Source organism: Azospirillum oryzae (assembly GCF_900177515.1).
GTDB lineage: Bacteria > Pseudomonadota > Alphaproteobacteria > Azospirillales > Azospirillaceae > Azospirillum > Azospirillum oryzae_A.
The window spans coordinates 25,007-47,694 of record NZ_FXAK01000008.1 but is presented as its reverse complement, the minus strand read 5'-3'; the positions used below and the strand labels follow the sequence as shown (position 1 = coordinate 47,694).

At 68.1% G+C, this 22,688-nt stretch carries 17 protein-coding genes; 5 read left to right on the top strand and 12 right to left on the bottom strand.

Going from position 1 to position 22,688, the window contains the following annotated elements:
• Positions 1-37: 37 nt before the first annotated feature.
• Entirely contained in the window at positions 38-2,215 is a 2,178-nt protein-coding gene (locus B9N97_RS26300) for a methyl-accepting chemotaxis protein (protein ID WP_085090803.1), read from the bottom strand.
• A gap of 485 nt (positions 2,216-2,700) precedes the next feature.
• Entirely contained in the window at positions 2,701-3,876 is a 1,176-nt protein-coding gene (gene hmpA, locus B9N97_RS26295) for an NO-inducible flavohemoprotein (RefSeq protein WP_085090802.1), read from the bottom strand.
• A gap of 133 nt (positions 3,877-4,009) precedes the next feature.
• On the opposite strand from hmpA, the gene norR reads away from it, so the two are divergent.
• Together norR and B9N97_RS26285 are read left to right on the top strand one after the other, a co-directional pair.
• Positions 4,010-5,620 (top strand): nitric oxide reductase transcriptional regulator NorR, encoded by a 1,611-nt coding sequence (gene norR, locus B9N97_RS26290; RefSeq protein WP_085090801.1) that lies wholly within the window; start codon positions 4,010-4,012, stop codon positions 5,618-5,620.
• Complete coding sequence (locus tag B9N97_RS26285; RefSeq protein WP_085090800.1) at positions 5,617-5,883, top strand: DUF1488 family protein; 267 nt, start codon at positions 5,617-5,619, stop codon at positions 5,881-5,883. The genes norR and B9N97_RS26285 overlap by 4 nt, the downstream gene beginning before the upstream one ends.
• On the opposite strand, the gene B9N97_RS26280 is transcribed toward B9N97_RS26285, so the two are convergent.
• The 3 genes from B9N97_RS26280 to B9N97_RS26270 form a co-directional block, all read right to left on the bottom strand.
• Complete coding sequence (locus B9N97_RS26280) at positions 5,880-7,163, bottom strand: TRAP transporter large permease (protein ID WP_085090799.1); 1,284 nt, start codon at positions 7,161-7,163, stop codon at positions 5,880-5,882. The two genes, B9N97_RS26285 and B9N97_RS26280, sit on opposite strands and share 4 nt — an antisense overlap.
• Entirely contained in the window at positions 7,160-7,699 is a 540-nt protein-coding gene (locus B9N97_RS26275; RefSeq protein ID WP_085090798.1) for a TRAP transporter small permease, read from the bottom strand. The genes B9N97_RS26280 and B9N97_RS26275 overlap by 4 nt, the downstream gene beginning before the upstream one ends.
• A gap of 79 nt (positions 7,700-7,778) precedes the next feature.
• Positions 7,779-9,617, bottom strand: a complete 1,839-nt coding sequence (locus B9N97_RS26270) for a sensor histidine kinase (RefSeq protein WP_085090797.1) — start codon at positions 9,615-9,617, stop codon at positions 7,779-7,781.
• A gap of 231 nt (positions 9,618-9,848) precedes the next feature.
• On the opposite strand from B9N97_RS26270, the gene B9N97_RS26265 reads away from it, so the two are divergent.
• Entirely contained in the window at positions 9,849-11,327 is a 1,479-nt protein-coding gene (locus B9N97_RS26265; RefSeq protein ID WP_085090796.1) for a sigma-54 interaction domain-containing protein, read from the top strand.
• A 17-nt stretch (positions 11,328-11,344) separates the two neighbouring features.
• Here B9N97_RS26265 and uxuA read toward each other — a convergent pair whose 3' ends face one another.
• The 7 genes from uxuA to B9N97_RS26230 form a co-directional block, all read right to left on the bottom strand.
• Positions 11,345-12,541, bottom strand: coding sequence for a mannonate dehydratase (uxuA, locus tag B9N97_RS26260; RefSeq protein ID WP_085090795.1), 1,197 nt, complete (start codon positions 12,539-12,541; stop codon positions 11,345-11,347).
• 45 nt (positions 12,542-12,586) lie between these two features.
• Entirely contained in the window at positions 12,587-13,861 is a 1,275-nt protein-coding gene (locus tag B9N97_RS26255; protein WP_085090794.1) for a TRAP transporter large permease, read from the bottom strand.
• Complete coding sequence (locus B9N97_RS26250; RefSeq protein ID WP_085090793.1) at positions 13,861-14,364, bottom strand: TRAP transporter small permease; 504 nt, start codon at positions 14,362-14,364, stop codon at positions 13,861-13,863. The genes B9N97_RS26255 and B9N97_RS26250 overlap by 1 nt, the downstream gene beginning before the upstream one ends.
• A 72-nt stretch (positions 14,365-14,436) precedes the next feature.
• Positions 14,437-15,462 (bottom strand): TRAP transporter substrate-binding protein, encoded by a 1,026-nt coding sequence (locus B9N97_RS26245; protein WP_143266879.1) that lies wholly within the window; start codon positions 15,460-15,462, stop codon positions 14,437-14,439.
• Positions 15,463-15,527: 65 nt separating this feature from the next.
• On the bottom strand, positions 15,528-16,556 hold the full coding sequence (locus B9N97_RS26240; protein ID WP_085090792.1) for a Zn-dependent oxidoreductase: 1,029 nt from the start codon (positions 16,554-16,556) through the stop codon (positions 15,528-15,530).
• A 41-nt stretch (positions 16,557-16,597) separates the two neighbouring features.
• Positions 16,598-18,112: a mannitol dehydrogenase family protein gene (locus B9N97_RS26235; RefSeq protein ID WP_085090791.1), complete on the bottom strand. Its 1,515-nt coding sequence runs from the start codon at positions 18,110-18,112 to the stop codon at positions 16,598-16,600.
• A gap of 161 nt (positions 18,113-18,273) precedes the next feature.
• On the bottom strand, positions 18,274-19,032 hold the full coding sequence (locus B9N97_RS26230; protein WP_085090790.1) for a GntR family transcriptional regulator: 759 nt from the start codon (positions 19,030-19,032) through the stop codon (positions 18,274-18,276).
• Positions 19,033-19,357: 325 nt separating this feature from the next.
• Between B9N97_RS26230 and ppc the strand changes: the two genes are divergently transcribed.
• Both ppc and B9N97_RS26220 read left to right on the top strand, forming a co-directional pair.
• Positions 19,358-22,129 carry a phosphoenolpyruvate carboxylase gene (gene ppc / locus B9N97_RS26225; protein ID WP_085090789.1) on the top strand — a complete coding sequence of 924 codons (2,772 nt, stop codon included), beginning with the start codon at positions 19,358-19,360 and terminating at the stop codon, positions 22,127-22,129.
• Positions 22,130-22,411: 282 nt separating this feature from the next.
• Positions 22,412-22,600 carry a hypothetical protein gene (locus B9N97_RS26220; RefSeq protein WP_085090788.1) on the top strand — a complete coding sequence of 63 codons (189 nt, stop codon included), beginning with the start codon at positions 22,412-22,414 and terminating at the stop codon, positions 22,598-22,600.
• The last annotated feature ends 88 nt before the right edge of the window (positions 22,601-22,688 follow it).

Here is a 22,688-nt window from a genome sequence, read left to right as displayed (position 1 = left end):
TCCTCTCCCGGGGCTCCCGGCGGATTTTCGCTCCGCCTTACGCCGACCGCACCTGACTGAGGAAGCGGTCGATCTGCTGCTGGAGACGGTCGGTCTGGCTCGAGACCTCCTGGGCGACCGACAGGACCTCCTGCGCCGACTGGCCGGTCTGGCCGGCGGCGGTGCGGACCTGACCGATGTTCTGGGAGGCCTGGGCGGTGCCGCCCGCCGCCTGCTGGACATTGCGGGCGATCTCCGACGTGGCGGCGCCCTGTTCCTCCACCGCAGCGGCGATGCTGGCGGCGATGTCGTTCAGCCGGCCGATGGTCTGGCCGATGCTGCGGATGGCGTTCACCGCCTCGCCGGTCGCCTGCTGCATGGCGCCGATCTGGCCGGCGATCTGCTCGGTGGCCTTCGCCGTCTGGCTGGCCAGCTGTTTGACCTCCTGCGCCACGACGGCGAAGCCCTTGCCGGCCTCTCCGGCCCGTGCCGCCTCGATGGTCGCGTTCAGCGCCAGCAGGTTGGTCTGGCCGGCGATATCGGAGATCAGGTCGAGCACCGCGCCGATGCGGCTGGCGGCCTCGTTCAGTTCCCGCATCGTGCTGTCGGTGCGATCGGCCTCGTTTGCCGCCTTGGCGGCGATTGTCGCCGATTCGGTCACCTGCCGGGCGATCTCGCTGATCGACTGCGACAGCTCATGTGCGGCCGATGCGGCGCCGTCGACGTTGACCGACGCGGTCTCCGCCGCCTCGGCGGCACTGCCGGCCTGGCGGGAGGTGTCGTCGGCGGTCGCCACCATGCCGGCGGCGGTCTGGTGCATCTGGGTGGCGGCGGCGGACACCGTCTCCACCACCGTTTTCACGCCGTTCTCGAACTGGTCGGCCAGCGACAGCATGGTCTGGCGGCGTTCGCCGGCGGCCCGCTGGCGCTCGGCCTCGGCGGCGGCGCGGGTGGTCTCCACCTCGCGCGCGGTGTCGCGGAAGACGAGCAGCGCCGCCCCCATCTCCGCGATCTCGTCATGGCCGCTCAGCTTGATCTCGGCGTCGAGGTCGCCGGCGGCGATCCGGCCCATGCCGGTCTTCAGCTCCATCATCCGGCGGATGACGATGCGGCCGATATAGAGCCAGACCACCAGGATCGACACCAGGATGCTGGCGACGGCGACGGCTATCTGGGTCAGCCGGCTGTTGTCCAGCATGCGGGTGGTGGCGCCGCTGGCCTCGGCGATGTTGCGCTTCTGGCCTTCGACCAGGGTGGCGATCCCCTTGGACAGGGTGGTGGTCAGGGCGTGGTTGCTCTCCAGCAGCTGGATGAAATAGCCCTGGATCAGCAGTTCCTTCTGCCGGATGGTGACCAGCGAGGTCTCGCCGACCGAAAAGCCGTTCAGCAGCTCCGCCTGCTTGGTGGCGACGGCGGCCAGCCGCTCCGGCAGATCCTTCGCGCTGTTCACCAGCCCGGCCAGCGAAACGCCGACACGGGTCTCGATGATGGCCAGCCGCTGGTCGTCGCTGGTGCTCGCCGCTTCCATCAGCATGTTGCGGACGTTGGCCGCCTCGGCCGTGACGGTCGCCAGCGGCTTCTTCTCGGTCGTGATCTTGGCCAGTGCGGCGGCCGCCTCGCGCATTGCGGCGGAGTCGGTGTCGGGTTCGGACAGGGTGGAGCGGGCCTGCTCCTCGTCATTGTTGAGGACGGAGGTCCAGGGGGCGGCGAATTTCTGGATTTCCGCTTCGGCCGCCATCACCTTCGGCAGCATCGCCGTGCGTTCGGCGGCGAGCGCCACCCGTTCGGCCGCCGCCTGGTCGAGCTGTACGAGGTTGTTGAGCAGCCCCTGCGACGCCTCTTCGATGGCGGCGAGCTGGTCCCCGGCGGAGCCGGTGGCCCGCAGCCGGGAAAGGCGGGCGTTGAATTCCTCCTTCGCCTCGGCGATGCGGGCGGAGACTGCCTCCCGCGCGGCGGCATCGGTGGCCGACGTCAGGGCGGGGGCCAGCGCCACCAGCCGTTCGGCCTGCTGCGCCACCGCCATGCCCTCCGTCATCGCCGGCACCGCCTCACCGACGATGGCGTCGATGGTGGTGCGCACATTCGCATAGCCGATCAGCGCCACGGCGGCGGCCACCAGCGTGCCGGACAACACCACGCCGATGGCGATCATCAGCTTGGCGCGTAACCCGGAATACCAGGCGCCGCCTTTGGCGGGGCCTCCCTGGAGCGTCATGCTCCGGCTATCGTTCGACATACCGTCCTCCCCCATCGGTGCTCTCGGGCACCAGCGCTCCACACGTCACTGCGGCCGGCCGTTCCGGCTCTCGCCGCATCACTGTTTCCTCCGTCCCGCTCCGGGACGGCCGTCGGCGATGTCTCGGAAAAGGAACAAATGCAAATAATTTGACCGTTCCATGACTAGGAAAGCGCCAAAATCGCTAAGAAAGAAATAAGGAGAATCCACGATTCTTCCGGGGTGCGTTGCGGATTGCGTCGCAGCGCAATGGTCGGCCAGCCGTGTCACGTAATGATTTCACCGAAAAGGCGCACACTCTGGGGAAGGAAAGTCGGAATGGTGGTCTATGCCTCGGCAAATCACACCGGATTTAGGTGATATAACAGATTTACTCGCAACCGCCGGACGCACCGGCGTGAGCGGGCGCATATCAGCCAAAAAAAGGGCCGGCCTTGCGAAAGGCCGGCTCCTTCAGTCGGAGGCAATGGTGTTCGGGTGCCGCGTCAGGCGAGCGCTTCCCGCGGGCCGAAGAACTCGTGAACGATCGACGATTCCGGCAGCCCCAGCGCGGTCAGCGCCTTGACCACCGCGGCCATGAAGGGCTTCGGGCCGACGACATAGGCGGCCACGCCCGGCTCCTTCGGCAGCAGGTCCGCCAACCGCTCCTGGTCGAGCAGGCCGACCATGTGCGGCTGATCGCCCGGCTGCGGCTTGGCATAACAATAGACCGGCTTGAGCGCCTTGTGCAGGGCGGCCAACTCGTCGATCTGCCGGCGGAAGGCGTGGACCGAGCCGTTGAGCGCGGCATGCACATAGATGACCTTGCGGCCGGCGGCCAGCGCCTGTTCGGCCAGCGGCAGGGCGGGGGTCTGGCCGACGCCGCCGGTGATCAGCAGCAGCGGGCCGGCACCCTCGCGCAGCACGAACTCGCCGGCCGGCGGATAGACGTCGATCTCGTCACCGACCTGGATGCGGTCATGCAGGAAGCCGGAGACCAGTCCCTGCGGTTCGCGCTTCACCGAGATGCGGTAGTCGCGGCCGTTCGGCGAGGCAGAGAGGCTGTAGTTGCGGTGGACGGTCTCGCCGTCGACCGTCAGGCGCAGGCCGAGATACTGGCCGGGATGGAAGTCCATCACCCGCCCGCCGTCGACCGGCGCCAGCCGGAAGGAGGTGATGACGGCGCTTTCCGGCGTCTTCTCCACGATGCGGAAGCGCCGGGCGCCGCGCCAGCCGCCGGTCAGCGCCGCCTTGCGGGCATATTCCGTCTCCTCCGCCGCGATCAGCAGGTCGGCCAGCTGCCAGTAGGCGGCACCCCAGGCGTCGGCGACCTCGGCCGTCACCGCGTCGCCCAGCACCTTGCCGATGGCCTCCATCAGGCAGGTGCCGACGATCTTGTACTGGTCCGGGGTGATGTTGAGCGACACGTGCTTCTGCACGATGGCCTCGACCGCCGGCCCCAGAACCTCCAGCCGGTCGATGTTGGAGGCGTAGGCGATGATGGCGTTGGCCAGCGCTTCCGGCTGGGCGCTGCTGCGCTGGTGGCTTTGGTTGAAGACGGCGCGCACCTCGGGGAAGCGCTCGAACATCAGCGGATAGAAGGTGCCGGTGATCTTGTTGGCGTTGGCGGCGACCACGTGGGCGGTGGCCTTGATGACGGCGGTCTGGTCAGGCGTCAGCATGAAGAGGGCAATCCTTTTGCGCGTCACGATGTCGCAATGGAATGGCAAGCCCTGTGCCAAAGCGACGCAGCCAGGGATTCCGCGCCGTGCGGACGGGGCGTTGTCAAAGCGACCACGCAGGTTATGATGTCTGATGGACAACGAAGCGGTCATTTCGACATCGTCGCTCCCGCTGGACGAGGCTGGAGCCCTGTTGCAGGCATTGGACGATCCGGCACGGCTGTGGCCCCTGCTGCTCGACCTGATGTCCCGCCATCTGCCGTGCGACGCCTGCGCGCTGCTGCGCCACGACGGTCGCTCCGATGGTGTCAAGGCGGGGGAGGGGATGCTGGTGCCGCTCGCCACACGCGGGCTCAGCCCCGACACGCTCGGCCGCCGTTTCGAGCTGGACGAGCATCCCCGCCTGCAGGCGATTGCCGAAGCCGATGGTGGACCGCTGCGTTTTCCCGCCGGCTGCGAGTTGCCCGACCCTTATGACGGGCTGATCCCCGACCTTAGCCAGCGCTTGCATGTCCATGATTGCGTCGGGGCGCCACTGAGCGTCGACGGCCGACCCTGGGGCGTGTTGACTCTGGACGCGCTGAACGAAGGACGGTTCGATGGCTGGGACGGGGCGATTGCCGCCTGGGCGCAGTTGACGGCCGACCTCGCGACCGCGGTGGAGCGGCGGGCGGCTGTGGTCGGCGATGGCGGAACGGCCTTGCGCGTTCTCGACGAACCGGCGCCGGGGCTCGATCTCGAGGCGGTCGGCGGCAGCCCGGCGATGGCGGCCCTGCTGGCGGAAGTCGATACCGTGGCGGCCAGCGACCTCGTCGTGCTGGTGCTGGGCGAGACCGGGGTGGGAAAGGAACTGGTGGCCCGTCGGCTGCACGCCCGCTCCCCCCGCGCCGCCGGGCCGCTCGTCCATGTCAACTGCGCGGCGCTGCCGGACGCCCTTGTGGAAAGCGAACTGTTCGGCCATGTGCGCGGCGCCTTTTCCGGCGCGGTGGCCGACCGGCGCGGCAAGTTCGAACTGGCCGACGGCGGCACCCTGTTTCTGGACGAGGTCGGCGAACTGCCGCTGGCGGCGCAGGCCAAGATGCTGCGGGCGCTGCAGAACGGCGAGATCCAGCGCGTCGGCTCGGACCGACACATCACCGTCGATGTGCGGGTGATCGCCGCCACCAACCGCGACCTCGCGGCGGAGGTGCGGGAGGGCCGCTTCCGCGCCGACGTCTATCACCGGCTCAGCGTCTATCCGCTGCGGGTGCCGCCGCTGCGCGACCGCGGCACCGACATCCTGCGGCTGGCCGGCTTGTTCCTGGAGCGCAACCGGGCGCGGCTGGGCTTGCGCAACCTGCGCCTGTCGGCGGCGGCGGAGCGGCGCATGCTGGCCTATCCCTGGCCCGGCAACGTGCGCGAGTTGGAGCACGCCATCGGCCGCGGCGCCATCCGCGCCCGCGTCGCCCGTCCGCCGGACGGCGGCGTGCTGACCCTGACTCCGGCGGATTTGGGCTTGGCGGATTTGGGGCAGGAGGAGGGAAGTGTCATACCGACAGCGATGCCGGCGCAGCAACCCCGCATTCCGGAACCGGCGGACCTGCCCGAACTGCCGTTGCGCGACGCGGTGGAGGATCTCGAACGCCGGATGATCCGCGCGCATCTGGCCCGCCACGATGGCAACTGGGCGCAGGCGGCACGGTCGCTCGGGCTGGATCGCAGCAACCTGTTCCGCCTGGCCCGGCGGTTGGGTCTGCGCGAATGACCGGGGAGGATTTGTCCTGGCGGGCGGAGATCGATGCGCTGGTCTTCCGCCCGGCCGGGCATGGTGGCTGGTGCGCCGTCCACCGCTTGGCATTCCGCGCCCTGCTCGGCACGCGGGAGCCGGCGCCGGAGGACTGCCTCGCCTACGCGACCGCAAACCGTGGCGCGTTCGAGGCCGCGGCGGCAGGCAAGATCGCCCGGCGCGGCTACGACGTTGCGGCCAGCCTGCATCTGACCAGCCGCGACGTCGCCCGCTTCCTTTAGAACCCCATCTGCCGGGGCATCCACAGCGCCAGATCCGGCCACAGGATCACCGCCACCACCACCAGCAGCATGGTGACCAGCGGCCAGATCACCCAGCGGATCGTGCTTTCCATCGAACAGCCGGTCATGCGGCAGGCCACCATCAGGTTGACGGCCATCGGCGGGGTGAACTGGCCGACGGCGATCATCAGGGTCAGGATGACGCCGAACCAGGTCAGGTCCCATTTGTAGGCGGTGGCGATGGGGATCAGCAGCGGCAGCAGGATGATGAAGATCGAGATGCCGTCCAGGAAGGTGCCGATGATGGTCAGCATCACCACCAGCAGCGCCATCACGCCATATTCGCCCAGACCCGAATGGATGATGGCGTCGGCGATGGGGTCGATCACCGACAGGGTGCTCAGCGCCCAGCCGAACACGCTGGCCAGCGCGATCACCGTCAGGATGATGGCGGAGATCTCCGCCGCCTCCACCAGCATCGAGTAAAGGTCGCGGAAACGGATGGTGCGGTAGACCACCATGCCCAGCAGCAGGCCATACGCCACCGCGATCACCGCCGCCTCGGTCGGGGTGAAGATGCCCAGCCGCAGGCCGCCCAGGATGATGACCTTGGCGAACAGGCCGAGCGACGCGTCCCACAGGCTGCGCCAGAAGGGCGGGCGCGGCTCGTGCGACAGCTTGGCTCCCAGATTGTGTTTCCGCGCCAGCCAGTAGACCGGGATGATGAGGGCGAGACCGGCCAGCGTGCCGGGGATGATGCCGGCGGCGAACATCGAGGTGGTCGGGGCGGCCGGCACCAGCACGCTGTAGATGATGAGGGCGACCGACGGCGGGATCAGGATGTCGGTGGCCGCCGCCGCGGCGATGACGCTGGCGATGTAGGGGCGGGGATAGCCGGCGCGGATCATGCTGGGCGCCATCACGCCGCAGACCGCCGCAGCGATGGCCGGGCCGGAGCCGGAGATGCCGCCCATCATCATCGCCACCACCACCGCGATGATCGCCAGCGCGCCCTTGCCCTGGCCGACAATGGCGGTGGCGAAGCGCACCAGCTTCTGCGCCACGCCCGACCGGTCGAAGATGGTGCCGGCCAGAACGAACATCGGGATGGTCAGCAGCGGATATTTGGCGATGCCGGTGTAGACGCTGGTGGGGACCGAGATCACTCCCAGATGCGCGAAGGCGATTGCGGCGGTGCCGGCCAGACCCAATGCGGCGGCGATCGGCACGCCTGCCAGCATCATGACCAGGAAGGAGCCGAAGAGAAGGGTGGTGATCACGGCTCACCCTCCGGGATATGTCCGGTTTCCAGCGGTTCGGTGCCGCGATGGATGCGGATCATGCGGCCGATGGTGCGGGCGAGCACCACCAGCGACAGCACCGGCAGCCAGATCGTGTAGATCCATTGCGGCAGCCCCAGCGCCGGCGAGGTCACCTCGAACCGGTAATCGTCCCAGGTCGTCCAGGTGCCGTAGACCACCAGCAGCCCATACATCAGCGCGACGCAGGCCATGGCGAACTGCTCGGTCCGGCGGCGGTTGGCGGGCGACAGCTTGTCGGTGATGAAGGTGATGCGGATGTGCCGGTCCTTCACCACCGCGGCCGACGCGCCGAGGAAGGTCAGGATCACCATCAGCGCGATTGAATATTCCTCGGTGAAGGCGAAGGAGACGTCGGTCAGGTAGCGCACCACGACGTTGGCGAAGGTGATCAGCGCCACCACCGCCATGGTGATGGCGACCAGCACCTCTTCGATGCCCAGGGGGACGCGGGGTTTCGGCACCGGCCGGACGACGGTGGGGTCGTGATCGCTCATATTGCCAGGGTCCAGATGGAGGGAGCGGGATTATTCCCTTCACCGGGCAATCAATGCAAGAAACGATCTCCCACCCGGATTACTCCACCGGCATGCCGGCCATCCTGTCTGCGCAGAGCGCCTCTTCGCACAGTGGGAGCCGCAGCGTGAAGACGCTGCCCTCCCCCAACCGGCTGTCGAGCGTCACGGTGCCGCCATACAGGGCGGCGATGCGGCGGACCATGTTCAGTCCGACGCCGCTGCCCGCCGCCGTTCCGGTGTTGGACGCGCGGAAGAACCGGTCGAACACCCGCTCCCGCTCGCTGTCCGGAATGCCGATCCCCTGGTCTGCCACGGACAGCGCCAGCTGCGATTGCCCGTCCGGACCGTCCTCGCTCCAGGCGCGCAGCCGGACCGGCGTGCCCGGAGGCGAATATTTCAGCGCGTTGTTCAGCAGGTTGTGGACGCACAACTCCAGCATCGGGCCGTCGCCGGTCATCCGCGCCGGGCAGCCCTCCAGTTCCAGTTCGATCCGTCGGCCGGGCGCGGCGTCGCCCTGGGCGGAAGCGGCGGCGCGCAGCAGGGCTGGCAGTTCCAGCGGATCGCGGCGCAGCGCGAAGGCGGGGTCGCTCAGCCGGTCGTCGGCAAGGCAGGTTTCCAGGATATTGACCTGCCGGCGCACGGCCCGGCGGATCTTTTCCAGCCGCGGCAGCATGCCGGGAGCCTTCACCTCCGCATCCATCAGCAGAAGCTGGGCGGCGCCGTCGATGATGGCGAGTGGGGTCTTGAACTCGTGGGCCGCCATCGACAGGAAGCCGTTCAGCGCCCGTTTTGCCTCCTGCTCCGCCACCAGCCGTTCCTCCGCCTCCAGCCGGGCGAGATCGAGGCGCCGCACCATGTCCTCCAACCGCATCTCGGCCCGGCGGCGGTGGGTGACGTCGCGCAGCATCAGCAGGCAGCCGACCTCGCGCGCCGCAGCACGCCCGCCGCCGTTGCCGGAGGTGAGCGGGACGCGCGTGGCTTCGAAGCTGCGCAATGCGCCGTCGCTCTCCAGGGTCAGCGGCACCGGCAGGGTGATGTCCCGTGGCGACAGCGCCGACAGGCCGGGGAGGTCCGCCAGCCGGCGGCCGAGCGGCGTGCCGTCGGGCACAAGTGCCAGGGCCGCCGGGTTCGCCTCCACCACCCTGCCGTCGGCGTCGAGCACCAGCACCGGGTCGGGAACCGCGTCCAGCAGGGCATCGCGGGCGACCGGCAGCAGGATGAACAGGCGCCGCCGGGTGATCAGCCAGTAGAACACCGCGCCCATCAGCAGGAAGCTGAAGGGCGTGGGGTCAAGGTCGAACAGGGTCAGGTTGCCGGTGACGTAACCGACATTCGCCACCCACGGCACCGCCATCGCAATCAGGAAGCCCAGGTAATGGGTACGGTAGGCTGGCGTGGCCCGGTGGATGCCGCTGGCGGTGACGACGATGCTCATCACCATGAAGGCATAGAGATAGATGGTGACGACGAAGAACAACAAACCGTGGCTGTAGACCAGCGCCGCACCCGGTGCATCGCTGATCGGCTGGACCGCCGTGTAGATCAGCCGGTGGGCGTCGTTGGTCAGCGCCGCCACCCAGGTGAGCAGTCCCACCGTCACCGGCACCAGCCGCCAGCGCGCCGCCAGTTCCTCCCGCGTGTAGGACCACAGGAACAGCGCCCAGAAGCTGGGGGTGCAGACGATGCCGAACCACGCCATCTCGGCCCAGAAAAGCTTGTCCGCCGGTGCCGGGACGATGGTCTCGATGGCGGCGGCCGTCGCCCACCAGGAGGCGGACAGTTGCATCGCCACGAAGTTGAAGCGTCCGGGAAAGGGGGGCAGCGCCCAGCTGCGCCACGCTGTCCACAGGGTCGCCAGGACCGCGGCAAGCAGGAGAAGGGCCGGCAGGGTCAGCATGGCTGAATGGACGGGACGAGCAAGTTGGCTCCGGAAAGCGATTCGCGCCGCAGCATGGACCGCCCGGCCGCGACTCCGCAAGAGCCTGCGGCGCTGTGGTCGGCATTGTCCCAAGGGGCTCTCGGCCATTGCGGAATCCGGGCGCGGTCCCGATAACACGGGGGGCGAGGATCAGGGGGAGCGGCCAGGGTGACGGAACGGGCGGACGGCGGCCGGCGTGGCGCAGCGGACATGGCGACGGTTCCCTTGGAAGGTGATGCCTTCGCCGGAAACGCGGCGCTGCTGCGCAGCCGCGCGATCCCCTCGCTGTTCGAGGCGCTGGAAACCCAGTCCGAGGGCACGGTGGCGGTCGACCGCGACGCGCGGGTGGTGTGGATCAACGAGAAATACGCCCGCATGCTCGGCATCTCCGACCCCGCCGAGGCCATCGGCCGCGAGGTGGAGGAGATCATCCCCCATTCGCAGATGCGTCAGGTGCTGGCGACCGGCCAGCCGATCCTGCTCGACCTGATGCTGTTCGGTACCCAGCGGCTGGTGGTGACGCGCTTTCCCCTGACCGACGACCACGGCGCGATCATCGGCGCCGTCGGCTTCGTCCTCTATGACAGCCTGCACCGGCTGAAACCCCTGCTGGCCGAGCTGTCGCGGCTGGAGGCGGAGTTGGCGGCTACCCGGCGCCGGCTCGACGAGGGGCGGCAGCCGCGCTACACGCTGCAGAGCTATGTCGGCGACAGCCCGGTCTGCCTTGAGGTCAAACGCAAGGCCCGCCTTGCCGCCCGCAGCGATGCGCCGATCCTGCTGCTGGGCGAGACCGGCACCGGCAAGGAGCTGATCGCCCAGGCCATCCACGGCCTGTCGGCCCGCAGCGGCCGGTCCTTCGTCGGCGTCAATGTGGCGGCGATCCCGGAAACACTGCTGGAGGCCGAGTTCTTCGGCGCGGTGCCCGGCGCCTATACCGGGATGGACCGCCGGGGCCGCGAAGGCCGCTTCAAGACCGCCGACGGCGGCACCCTGTTCCTGGATGAGATCGGCGACATGCCGCTGGGGCTGCAGGCCAAGCTGCTGCGGGCATTGCAGGAGCAGGAGATCGAACCGCTGGGCTCCGACCGTCCGGTGAAGGTGGACGTGCGGGTGATCGCGGCGACGAATGTCGATCTGGAGCAGCGGATCCGGGACGGCCGTTTCCGCTCCGACCTCTATTACCGGCTGAACGTGCTGCCGATCCGCCTGCCGGCCCTGGCGGAGATGGGCGGCGGGCTGGAGGCCATCGCCGAATCGATCCTGCAGGAGATTGCAGCCCGCAGCGGCCTTCCTTTGCGCGGCCTGACTCCGGAAGCGGTCGAGGCGCTGGGCCGCCACCGCTGGCCCGGCAATGTGCGCGAACTGCGCAACGTGCTGGAGCGAGCCTGCCTGCTGACCGACAACCGCCGCCTGACCGCCGCCGACCTTGCGGAGGCGCTGCCGAATCTGGGGGATGTCGAATCGGCGGGGGCGTTTCCCGACACGGTTCCTGCGGTCGTCCGGGCGAAGCCGCAGCCTGTGCCCCTGCCGGGCTATGACGACGCCTTCGACGAGTTCGAGCGCGGGCTGCTCGGCCGTGCGCTTGCGGCCAGCGGCGGCCGGGCGACGGAGGCGGCGCGGGCGCTCGGCATTTCCCGCGCCGCCTTCTACAAGAAACTTGCCCGGCTGGGGATGCGCGCCGGCGGGTGAAGCCGGCGCTTTCCCACTCACATCGGCAGCTGCTTCACCGCGGCGACGGCGGTCATCACGCCGCGGATCTCGGCCAGACCGCGCAGGCGGCCGATCATCGGATAGCCGGGGTGGGTCGGCTTGCCGACGTCGTCCAACAGCTCGTGGCCGTGGTCAGGGCGGAAGGGCAGGCGCCAGTTGTCGTTGCCGGCATCCTGGCGGCGCTTCTGCTCCTCCAGCAGGGTGGTGACGACCGACACCATGTCGACATCGCCGCCGAGATGGTCGGCTTCCTCGAAGGACCCGTCCGGCTCCTTGGCGACGTTGCGCAGATGGACGAAGTGGATGTCCTCGGCGAAGCGCTTGGCCATCGCCGGCACGTCGTTGGTCTGCCCCGCGCCCAGCGAGCCGGTGCAGAAGGTCAGGCCGTTGTTCGGCGACTTCACCGCGTTGATGAGGTGAGCGAGGTCGTCCTCGGTGCTGACGATGCGGGGAAGGCCGAACAGCGGGCGGGGCGGGTCGTCGGGGTGGATCGCCATGCGGATGCCGACCTCTTCCGCCGTCGGGATCACCTCGCGCAGGAAGCGGGCCAGCGTCTCGCGCAGGCCGTCGGCGCTCATGCCGTTGAAGCGCGCGATCATCTTGCGCAGGCCGGGGATGTCGTAGCGGTCATAGGCGCCCGGCAGGCCGGCCATGATGTTCGACAGCAGCTTCGCCCGGTCGCTTTCCGACGAGCGGTCGAACCATTCCTTGGCCTTGGCGAGAACCTCCGGCGAGTGGTCCTCCTCGGCGCCCGGACGCTCCAGCATGTAAACGTCGAAGGCGGCGTGCTCATGGGCGTTGAAGCGCAGCGAGGTGCCGCCGCCCGGCAGCGCCGCCGCCAGCTCCGTCCGCGTCCAATCCAGCACCGGCATGAAGTTGTAGCAGATGGTGGTCACGCCGCAGGCGGCGAGGTTGCGCATCGACTGGCGGTAGTTGTCGAACAGCTCGGTCAGGTCGCCTTCGCCGATCTTGATCGCCTCGTGCACCGGCAGGCTTTCGGTAACGGTCCAGCTGAGGCCGAGTTCCTTGTCGGACTCGATCATCGCCTTGCGCTTCTGGATTTCCTCGACCGACCAGACGACGCCGTAGGGGATGTGGTGCAGGGCGGTGACCACGCCGGTGGCGCCGGCTTGGCGGATGTGGTTCAGCTTGATGGCGTCTTCGGGGCCGAACCAGCGCCAGGATTGTTCCATGGCTGCGAACTCCTTGGAAAGAGAGGGGCTTTGGAATTTGGAAAATCAGCGGAAAAGCAGGCTCGGCAGCCAGAGCGACAATGCCGGGATGTAGGAGACCAGGAACAGGATCACGATGTTGCAGAGCAGGAAGGGCCAGATCGCCTTGGTGATGGCGCCCAGCGAGATCTTCGCGATGTTGGCCGCGACGAACAGGCAGACGCCGACGGGTGGGGTGGTCAGGCCGATCATCAGGTTCAGCACGGCGAAGGTGGCGAAATGGATCGGGTCGATGCCCACCTGGGTCGCCACCGCCAGCAGCGGCGGGAACAGGATGATCAGCGCCGCGATCGTCTCCATGAAGGTGCCGACGAACAACAGCAGGATGTTGATCATCAGGATGATCAGATACTTGTTGGTGGTCAGCGCCAGCATCGAGGCGGCGATGGCCTGCGGGATCTGCTCGCTGGTCAGGATCCAGCCGAACACGTTGGCGAGGCCCACCAGCAGAATCAGCCCGCCCGACCCAATGGCGCTTTCCAGCAGGATCGCCGGCAGCTGGCGGAGCTTGAAGCCCTTGTAGACGAACAGCCCGATGACGAAGGCGTAGAGCGCCGCCACCACCGACGCCTCGGTCGGGGTGAAATAGCCGCCGACGATGCCGAACAGGATGATCGCCGTCATCAGCAGCGCCCAGAAGGCGCCGCGGCTGGCGCGCAGCAGCGCACCGAAGCCCTGCCAGGGCTCCTTCGGGTAATTGCGCACCCGCGCCAGGATCCATACCGTCAGCATCATGCCGACGCCCAGCAGCAGGCCCGGAATGGCGCCGGCCATGAACATCTTGCCGACCGACAGGCCGGTCAGGGTGCCGACGATGATCATCGGCACGCTGGGCGGGATGATCGGCCCGACGGTGGAGGCGGCGGCGGTCACCGCGGCGGCGAAGGGCGCGTCGTAGCCTGACTTGCGCATCGCCGGGATCATCACCGCGCCGATGGAGGCGGTCTCCGCCACCGCGGTGCCGGAGATGCCGGCGAACACCATCGACCCCGTCACGTTGGCAAGGCCGAGGCCGCCGCGGATGTGGCCGACCAGCCGGTTGCTGAACAGCACGATCTGGTCGGTGATGCCGCCGCCGTTCATCAGGTTGCCGGCCAGCACGAAGCCGGGGATGCAGAGCAGGACGAAGCTGTCCATACCCGCATACATGAACTGCGGAACCACCGCGAGGTCGATGTCGCTGCCGACCAGATAGACCGCCGACGCGCCGCCCAGCGCGATGCCCACCGGCGCGCCCAGGATCAGCAGGACGGCGAAGGTGACGAACAGTGCGGTGACCATCAGACGGTTTCCCCATGGCTGGGCGGCGCGGAATCACGCCCGAGCCCGGCCAGCCGGGCGATCGAGAAGAAGGCGAGCGACACCGGGATGATCAGCGTCACGACATAGACCCAGATCATCGGCACGTTGATGGAGCGCGCCCGCTCGCCGATGCTGCCGACGACGTAATCCCAGGCGCCGGGAATGATGGCGACGGCGAAGACCAGGATCGCCAGATCGACCACCCGCGCCACCGCCCATTGCAGCGGCTTGGGCAGCAGCAGGATGAACATGTCGACGTTCACCAGCTCGCCGCGCAGCAGCGCCAGCCCGCAGGAGAAGGCGACGAGATGGACCAGCGCGAAGCGGGCCACCTCCTCCGTCCAGGGTGGCGAGGGGAAGCCCGGCACGCGGCCCAGCACCTGGATGGTCACGACGACGATGAGGACACCGATGGCCGCCAGGGTTCCCCAGCGGCAAAGGGCGGATACGGCCGCCACCGCGGCGGAAAAGGCTTTGCGCATCGGACAGGCTCTTGCGGTTGGTGGGGCGGACACCCCCACCCGCTTGAAGCGGGTGAAGGCTTCGGTTCCCGCTTACTTCACCGCGAGGATTTCGTCGTAGATCGGCTTGATCTCCGGCGACAGTGCCGCGACGACGGCCGGGCGGCCCTTCTCGGCGAAGGCGGCCTTGTCGACGGTGATGAACTCCATGCCCTTGGCCTTCAGGTCGGCCGCCAACTTGGTCTCGTCCTCGATGAACAGCTTGCGCTCGGCGGCCTGGGCGGCCTTGGCGGCTTCCATAATGGCGGCCCGCTGTTCGGCTGGCATCTTGTTCAGCTTCTTCGACCCGCCGACCAGATAGATCCAGCTGATGACGTGCTCCGTCAGGTTCACGTATTTCTGGACCTCGTAGAAGCTCGCCGACTTGATCAGGGCCAGCGGGTTCTCCTGCGCCTCGATGGTGTCGTTCTGCAGGCCGGTGAAGACCTCCGAGAAGGCCATCGGCGTCGGCTTGGCGCCCAGACCCTGCCAGAAGGACACGAACAGCGGCACGTTGGGAACGCGCATCTTCAGGCCGTTCAGCTCGTCCGGCGACTTGATCGGGCGCTTGCTGGTCAGGTTGCGCGGGCCGCGGGCGAAGTAGGTCAGCGGGACCAGCTGGGTCTTCTGCTCGATGGCGTCGGCGATCTTCTTGCCCGGCTCGCCGGTGACGACCTTGTCGAGATGGTTGAGGTCGCGGATGGCGTAGGGAACCGCCAGCAGCGCCGCGGCCGGCGCCCAGTTCTGCAGCGATTCACCGGTGATGGTGAAGTCGATGGTGCCGAGCTGGATGCCCTTGATCAGGTCGGTTTCCTTGCCGAGCTGCTCGTTGGGGAACACCTTGACCTCGACCGCGCCGTTGGTGCGCTTGGCGACTTCCTCGGCGAACACCAGCGAGGCCTTGTGCCAGACATTCTCCTCGTTGGCGAGGTGGCCGAGCTTCAGCGTCGTCTTGGCCTGGGCACGGACGATGGCGGGAGCGGCGATGCCGCCCAGCAGCGTCGCACCGGCGGCGATGCCGGCGCCGAGGCCGATGCTCTTGGCCAGCGTGCGGCGGGAGATCGGGGTCTTGCTGTTCATCCTGGTGTTCCTCCGTTTTGGGCGGATCGCGTCCGCCTTGCTTTGGGTAATGGGTGTGCGGGCGGTCAGCTTTCGAAGTCGAGTTGGACCTTGATCGTGCTCGACGGGTCGTTTTCGATCAGGGCGAAGGCGCTCGCGGCGTCGGCGATCGGGAAGACCTGGGTGATCATCGCCGCAGGATTCAGCTTGCCGCTCTCCAGCCACTCGATGACCTGCGGCAGCAGGCGGCGGTTCAGGCGGGAACCGACGAGCGTCAGTTCCTTCTTCACGATCTCCTGCTGGCTGATGTTGCAGGGGGCGGGGGAGAAGCCCAGCAGGCCGATGCGCGCCGCCGGGCTGGCGAGGCGGCAGGCCTCCTCCAGCAGGGCCGGCACGCCGGCGCCATCGATCACCACCGTCGGACCCAGCCCGTCATTCTCGTCGCGCACCGCGTCGGGCACCGACACGCGCGCGGAGTTGAGAACGACGTCGGCGCCGAACTCCTTCGCCCGCTCCAGCCGCTTGTCGTCCAGGTCGGCGACGATGCAGCGGGCGCCGTGCAGCTTGGCGACCTGCACCACCGTCAGCCCGACCGTCCCGGCGCCATAGACCAGCAGCGTGTCGTCGGGCCCGATGCCGGTGCGCGACAGCACGTTGGCGGCAATCGACAGCGGTTCCGCCAATGCGGCCAGCGAGATCGGCAGGTCGGAGCGCACCTTGATGGCGTTGGCCGCCGGCACCACGACATGGTTGCGGAAGCCGCCGTCGCGATGGACGCCGAACACCTCCAGATTGGCGCAGACATTGGTCCGCCCGGCGCGGCAGGCATAACAGCGACCGCAGGACACCACCGGATCGACCACCACATGGTCGCCGGCCGCGACATTGATCACGCCGTCGCCCACCGCCTCGACCCTGCCGGCGAACTCGTGGCCGATGACGCGGGGATAGACCGCGAAGGGGTTGGAGCCGTGGTAGATGTGCAGGTCCGACCCGCAGATCCCGGCGCGCTGGACGCGGACCAGCACCTCGCCGGCCTTCACCGGTCCGGCATCCGGGGCGTTTTCGGGGCGGAGCGCCAGCACATGCGGCTTTTCGACGGTCAGGGCAACCACGGGAACACTCCCTAAAGAAGATGATGCTGTGAAGCAGAGACTCAGGCGGTGGCGGCGACCACGGCGCGGGCGCCCTCGGCGAACAGGTGCTTGAGCGCGGCGGTGACCGGCCCGGTGAAGCGCGGGTCGCGCGGCAGATCCTCGCCGAACACCGCGGTCAGGCCGAACAGCGCCTCGGCCAGCCGGTCGGGGTTGCGGGCATTCGCGGCGGCAATCTCGGCCAGCCGGGAGGCCAGCGGGTCGCGCACGTCGATGGGCTTGCCGGCCTCGTCGGTGCCGGCGACGTAGCGCATCCAGGCGGCGACGGCGAGCGCCAGCCGGTCGATGGGGAGGCCGGCGCCCAGCCGGTCGCGGATCGGGTTCAGCAGGCGCTGCGGCAGCTTCTGCGTGCCGTCCATGGCGATCTGCCAGGTGCGGTGGCGCAGCGCCGGATTGCGGAAACGCTCGATCAGCGCGTCCTTGTACTGCTCCATGTCGGCACCGGGCGGCATGTGCAGCGTCGGCCCGGTCTCCTGGTCCATCAGGTTGCGGACCAGCGTGGCGAAGGCGGGATCGGCCATGGTGTCCGACACCGTCTCGTAACCCGCCAGATAGCCGAGATAAGCGATGGTGGAGTGGCTGCCGTTAAGCAGGCGCAGCTTCATCGTCTCATAGGGATGGACGTCGGCGACCAGTTCCACCCCGACCGTCTCCCAGGCCGGGCGGCCGGCGGGGAAGCGGTCCTCGACCACCCACTGGGTGAAGGGCTCCGTCACCACCGGCCAGGCATCCTGCACGCCCAGCGACTGCGACACGCGGGCGCGGTCAGCCTCGGTGGTGGCGGGAACGATGCGGTCGACCATGCTGTTCGGGCAGGCGACCGCCTCCGCCACCCAGGTGCCGAAACCGGCATCGCGCAGTTCGGCGAAGCGGCGCAGGATGCGGGCGACGGTGTCGCCGTTGCTCGGCAGGTTGTCGCAGCTCAGCACGGTGAAGGGTGGCAGCCCGGCGGCGCGGCGACGAGCCAGCGCCTCGGCCAGGAAGCCGATGGCCGTGCGCGGCTTGGCGGGGTTGTCCAGGTCGTGGCGGATGTCGGGATGGTCCTCGTTCAGCGCGCCGGTCGCCGGGTCGTGGCAATAGCCCTTCTCCGTCACCGTCAGGGTGACGATGCGCACCGACGGACGGCACATCCGCTCCAGCACCGCTTCCGGATCCTCATGCGCCACCAGCAGTTCCAGCAGGCAGCCGATCACCCGCAGCCGCTCCCCCTCCGCGTCGCGCACGGCAACGGTGTAAAGCCCATCCTGCGGTTCCAGCGCGTCGCGGGTGTCGGGGCTGCGCAGGCTGACCCCGGCGATGCCCCATGCCCCGAACTGCGTCTCCAGCAGGGCGTCGGTGTAGGCCGCCTGATGGGCGCGCTGGAAGGCGCCGACGCCGAGATGGACGATGCCGATCTCCAGATCCCTGCGGTCGTAACCGGGCCGCGCCACCTCCGTCGGCAGGGTGGACAGGGTGGCGGCGCCGAGGCGCCGCGACCGGGCGCCGGAAGGAGTCGGGGAGGGTGCGGGCGTTTGCATGGGAGCGGTTTCCTTCCTGGCGAGCCTCAGGCTCACATTCTTGTATGGTAGTATGTCAAGAGAGCCGGGCGGGGGCAATCCTGATTGTTCCCTAGCCGGACGATGCGGGTATGCGAACAATGCAGGCCCGCCCGCCATTGCCCCCCTGAAAGCTGTGCCGGTCAGCGTGCTCCGGCAACCCTTGCACGGCCCGAATTACGGGAGGTCGCCTTCTGGGGCGGCGGAGGTGCGGCGTCGTCCAGGGTGAACAGGTCGGGGAACTTGCCTTCCAGTTCGGGCAGGGAGGTCAGGATCTCGCGCAGGTGCAGCCCCATCGCCGCCTCCGCCTTCACGGGATCGCGGGCGACGATGGCCTCGACCACCGCCTGATGCTGCGAGATCAGCCGGCGGATCGGCGTGGCGTAGGGAACGCTGAGGTAGCGGACGCGGTCCATCTGGGCCTTCGTCTCCTCGACGATGCGCCATGCATAGTCGCACTCCGCCCCGATGGCGATGGTGCGATGGAAGGCCTCGTCCAGTTCCAGGAAGCGCACCGGAACCGCTTCGTCGGCGATGTCCCACTGGGCCTTCAGGTTGTCGCGCAGTTCGGCGATGCCGGCCGGCGTGATGGTCTCGCAGGCCTTGCGCACCACGGCGGTCTCCACCGCCTCGCGGACGAAACGGGCGTCGAGCACCTGTTTGACCGAGATCTTGACGACGAAGGTCCCACGCTGCGGCCGGATGGTCAGCAGCCCCGACTCGCTCAGCTTGATGAAAGCCTCGCGCACCGGCTGGCGGCTGACGCCGAGCTGGTCGGCGATCTCCTGCTCGGACAGGGCTTGGCCCGGGCGGAACTGCATCGTCACGATGGCTTGGCGGAGCACCCGGTACACGCGCCGCGCGATCGGTTCGCCGGAGTCCACGTCGATCTTGCTCAGCATCGCTTTCCCACCCCTAAGCCCACCCGATCCGGTCGACGGACCATCGGCTGGCGTCCACAACAATTCAAGGATACTACCATACTAGTTGGGAAGCAAGCCCCGAGCCTTCCCGAAGCGTTATGCGACGTCGCATTTCTCAGCGCTGCGAATTATGGAAATCATTTCGCACCAGCACACGGACGGTTGAAACTTCTGACAGAATGGGCATGCTGTCGCCGATGGTCTGACCACTTCGCGTGCATGGAGATTCCCTGCCCGGATTTTGACCATCCCGGTTCGCGCATCGACCCGTATCCGTCCATCCTCGACCAGGAAACCGTCGCCCATGTCCGCCATCCTGCTGCAGGAAAGTTCCGAGACGAAGGACCAGCCGCTCCGCGAAGACATCCGCCTGCTGGGGCGCATTCTGGGCGACACCGTCCGCAGCCAGGAGGGGGAGGCGGTGTTCGACATCGTCGAGCGGATCCGCCAGACCTCCATTCGCTTCCACCGCGAAGAGGACCAGGGCGCCCGCAAGGAGCTGGAGGCGATCCTGAACAGCCTGTCGCCGCCGCAGACGGCGCGGGTGGTGCGGGCCTACAGCTTCTTCTCGCACCTCGCCAACATCGCCGAGGACCAGCACCACATCCGCCGCACCCGCGCCCATGCGCTCGCCGGGTCGGCCCCGCGCGAAGGCACCATGGCCCATGCGCTGGACGAGGCGGCGAAGGCCGGCGTCACCACCCAGCAGCTGAAGGAGTTCTTCGACGGCGCGCTGGTCAGCCCGGTGCTGACCGCCCACCCGACCGAGGTGCAGCGCAAGAGCATCCTGACCGTGCAGATGGCGGTCGCCAAGCTGCTGGCGGAGCGCGACCACGGCCCGATGACGCCGGAGGAGGAAGAGACCAACCTCGAATCGCTGCAGCGCGCCGTGCTGACGCTGTGGCAGACCGCGATCCTGCGCGCCACCAAGCTGGCGGTGACGGACGAGGTGGCGAACGGCCTGACCTTCTACGACTATACCTTCCTGCGCGAGATGCCGCGCTTTTACGCTCAGCTCGAAGACCATCTGCGCAAGACCGACCCGTCCTGGGCAACGACGGAGCTGCCGTCCTTCCTGCGCATGGGCAGCTGGATCGGCGGCGATCGCGACGGCAACCCCTTCGTCACCGCGCCGGTCCTGCGGCAGGCGATGCGGATGCAGAGCACCCGCGCCCTGCAGTTCTATCTGGACGAACTGCACACGCTGGGGTCGGAGCTGTCGCTGAGCACCCGCGTCATCGACGTGTCGGAGCCGCTGCGCCAGCTGGCCGAACGCTCGCCCGATCCCTCGCCGCACCGCAAGCTGGAACCGTACCGTCGCGCCATTTCCGGCATCTATGCGCGGGTCGCCGCGACGCTGCGGACGCTGGACGGGCTGGAGGCGCCGCGCCACGCCGTGGGCGACGCGCCGCCCTATCTGACCCCGGCGGAGTTCGGCGCCGACCTCGACATCATCGACCGTTCGTTGACCGTCAACGGTTCGGCCGCCCTGGCCAAGGGCCGGTTGCGCCATTTGCGCCGCGCCGTCAACCTGTTCGGTTTCCATCTCGCCAGCATCGACCTGCGGCAGAACTCCGACGTGCATGAGCGCACGGTGGCGGAGCTGCTGTCCTTCGCCGACGCCGATGTCGATTACAAGGCGCTGTCGGAGGACGAGCGGATCGAGCTGCTGGTGCGGGAGCTGGAAACCAACCGCCCGCTGGCCTCGCGCTACGCCGATTATTCGGAGGAAGCCAACTCCGAACTGGACATCCTGCGCACCGCCGCCGATGCCCGTGCCCGTTTCGGGTCGGACGCGGTGGTCAACTGCGTCATCTCCAAGACCGACGGTGTGTCGGACATCCTGGAGGTCGCCGTCCTGCTGAAGGAAGCCGGGCTGCTGCGGCCGAAGGAAAAGGCGCTGGACCTGAACATCGCGCCGCTGTTCGAGACCATCGGCGACCTGCGCAACTGCGCGGCCACCATGGACCGGCTGCTGTCGATCCCGACCTACCGGCGCTTCCTGGAAAGCCGCGGCAACCTGCAGGAGGTGATGCTCGGCTATTCGGACAGCAACAAGGACGGCGGGTTCCTCACCTCCGGCTGGGAGCTGTACAAGGCCGAGATCGCGCTGGTCGAGGTGTTCGCCAAGCATGGCGTGCGGCTGCGGCTGTTCCACGGCCGCGGCGGATCGGTCGGCCGCGGCGGCGGTCCCAGCTATCAGGCGATCCTGGCCCAGCCGGCCGGCGCCGTGCAGGGCGCCATCCGCATCACCGAACAGGGCGAGGTCATCGCCGGCAAATATTCGAACCCCGAGGTCGGCCGCCGCAACCTGGAAACCCTGGCCGCGGCGACGCTGGAAGCCACGCTGCTGCACCCGGAATCGGCCGCCCCCTGCACCGACCTGTTCCTCCAGACCATGGAAGAGCTGTCGGAGCATGCCTTCAAGGCCTATCGCGGGCTGGTTTACGACACCGAAGGCTTCGAGAAGTATTTCTGGGAGTCGACGGTGATCGGCGAGATCGCCAACCTCAACATCGGCAGCCGCCCGGCGTCGCGCAAGAAATCGACCAGCATCGAGGATCTGCGCGCCATTCCCTGGGTGTTCAGCTGGGCGCAATGCCGCCTGATGCTGCCGGGCTGGTATGGCTTCGGCTCGGCGGTGAAGGCCTATCTGGCCCAGCATCCCGACGGGATGGAGCGGCTGCGCGCCATGCACCGCGACTGGGGATTCTTCAGCACGCTGCTGTCCAACATGGACATGGTGCTGTCCAAGTCGAACATCGCCATCGCGTCGCGCTATGCCGGTCTGGTGTCGGATCCGGCGCTGCGCGACGCCATCTTCTCCCGCATCCGGGCGGAGTGGCAGGACAGCATCGACGCGCTGCTGGCGATCACCGAGCAGACGGCCCTGCTGGAGAACAACCCGCTGCTGGCGCGGTCGATCCGCAACCGCTTCCCCTATCTGGACCCGCTGAACCATGTCCAGGTCGAACTGCTGAAGCGCCACCGCACCAGCGACAGCGGCGAGCAGATCGCCCGTGGCATCCATCTGACCATCAACGGTATCGCCGCCGGCCTGCGCAACAGCGGCTGACCGGCCTGCCGCACCGCACCACCACGCGGCTTTCCGCCGCACCGTTGCCCACAAATGCGCCCTTCCTCCATCGCGGGGAAGGGCGCATTTTGTTTGCAGACGAAGGACTTGGTCCGCCTTGCCATTTTCTTGTGCGATGCACGATCAACTCTTCGGCATCGCAAAACAAATGTCGGTTACTGAGGCTTTGCCCTAAATAAATCACCATATCTCGGCCGAAAATCCCAGTTGATCGCCTCCGAGTATTTTGATACCTCATGCCTCCCCGAGAGGAGAAATGGTATGACCACTCAGTCGCAACAGCAGCAGATGGCCCAGCAGCAACAGGCGCGGGCGACCACCGGCACGTCCCCCAGTGCGCAAGGCGGCGCCACCGACACACATGAGGAATTCTGTGGCGGCGCCTGCGGTGCCGGTGCCGGCGCCGCGGTGATCTGGCGGCCGATCACGGTGGAGCCGCGTCGCCGCTGAGCGACCCGACCGCCGGGCGACCGCCTTGCCATAAGAAAAGCCCCTCTCCGGTGAAGGAGGAGGGGCTTTCTTTTTTGAACTTTTGCTT

What these genes read in the sequence shown, in the direction of transcription:
- B9N97_RS26270 (WP_085090797.1), bottom strand. Translation starts at nt 9,617, where the DNA reads ATGCTGACCCTGCCGGCCCTTCTCCTGCTTGCCGCGGTCCTGGCGACC.
- norR (WP_085090801.1), top strand. Translation starts at nt 4,010, where the DNA reads ATGGACAACGAAGCGGTCATTTCGACATCGTCGCTCCCGCTGGACGAG.
- B9N97_RS26275 (WP_085090798.1), bottom strand. Translation starts at nt 7,699, where the DNA reads ATGAGCGATCACGACCCCACCGTCGTCCGGCCGGTGCCGAAACCCCGC.
- B9N97_RS26245 (WP_143266879.1), bottom strand. Translation starts at nt 15,462, where the DNA reads ATGAACAGCAAGACCCCGATCTCCCGCCGCACGCTGGCCAAGAGCATC.
- B9N97_RS26235 (WP_085090791.1), bottom strand. Translation starts at nt 18,112, where the DNA reads ATGCAAACGCCCGCACCCTCCCCGACTCCTTCCGGCGCCCGGTCGCGG.
- B9N97_RS26265 (WP_085090796.1), top strand. Translation starts at nt 9,849, where the DNA reads ATGGCGACGGTTCCCTTGGAAGGTGATGCCTTCGCCGGAAACGCGGCG.
- B9N97_RS26220 (WP_085090788.1), top strand. Translation starts at nt 22,412, where the DNA reads ATGACCACTCAGTCGCAACAGCAGCAGATGGCCCAGCAGCAACAGGCG.
- hmpA (WP_085090802.1), bottom strand. Translation starts at nt 3,876, where the DNA reads ATGCTGACGCCTGACCAGACCGCCGTCATCAAGGCCACCGCCCACGTG.
- B9N97_RS26255 (WP_085090794.1), bottom strand. Translation starts at nt 13,861, where the DNA reads ATGGTCACCGCACTGTTCGTCACCTTCGCCGTCCTGCTGATCCTGGGC.
- ppc (WP_085090789.1), top strand. Translation starts at nt 19,358, where the DNA reads ATGTCCGCCATCCTGCTGCAGGAAAGTTCCGAGACGAAGGACCAGCCG.
- B9N97_RS26285 (WP_085090800.1), top strand. Translation starts at nt 5,617, where the DNA reads ATGACCGGGGAGGATTTGTCCTGGCGGGCGGAGATCGATGCGCTGGTC.
- uxuA (WP_085090795.1), bottom strand. Translation starts at nt 12,541, where the DNA reads ATGGAACAATCCTGGCGCTGGTTCGGCCCCGAAGACGCCATCAAGCTG.
- B9N97_RS26250 (WP_085090793.1), bottom strand. Translation starts at nt 14,364, where the DNA reads ATGCGCAAAGCCTTTTCCGCCGCGGTGGCGGCCGTATCCGCCCTTTGC.
- B9N97_RS26300 (WP_085090803.1), bottom strand. Translation starts at nt 2,215, where the DNA reads ATGTCGAACGATAGCCGGAGCATGACGCTCCAGGGAGGCCCCGCCAAA.
- B9N97_RS26230 (WP_085090790.1), bottom strand. Translation starts at nt 19,032, where the DNA reads ATGCTGAGCAAGATCGACGTGGACTCCGGCGAACCGATCGCGCGGCGC.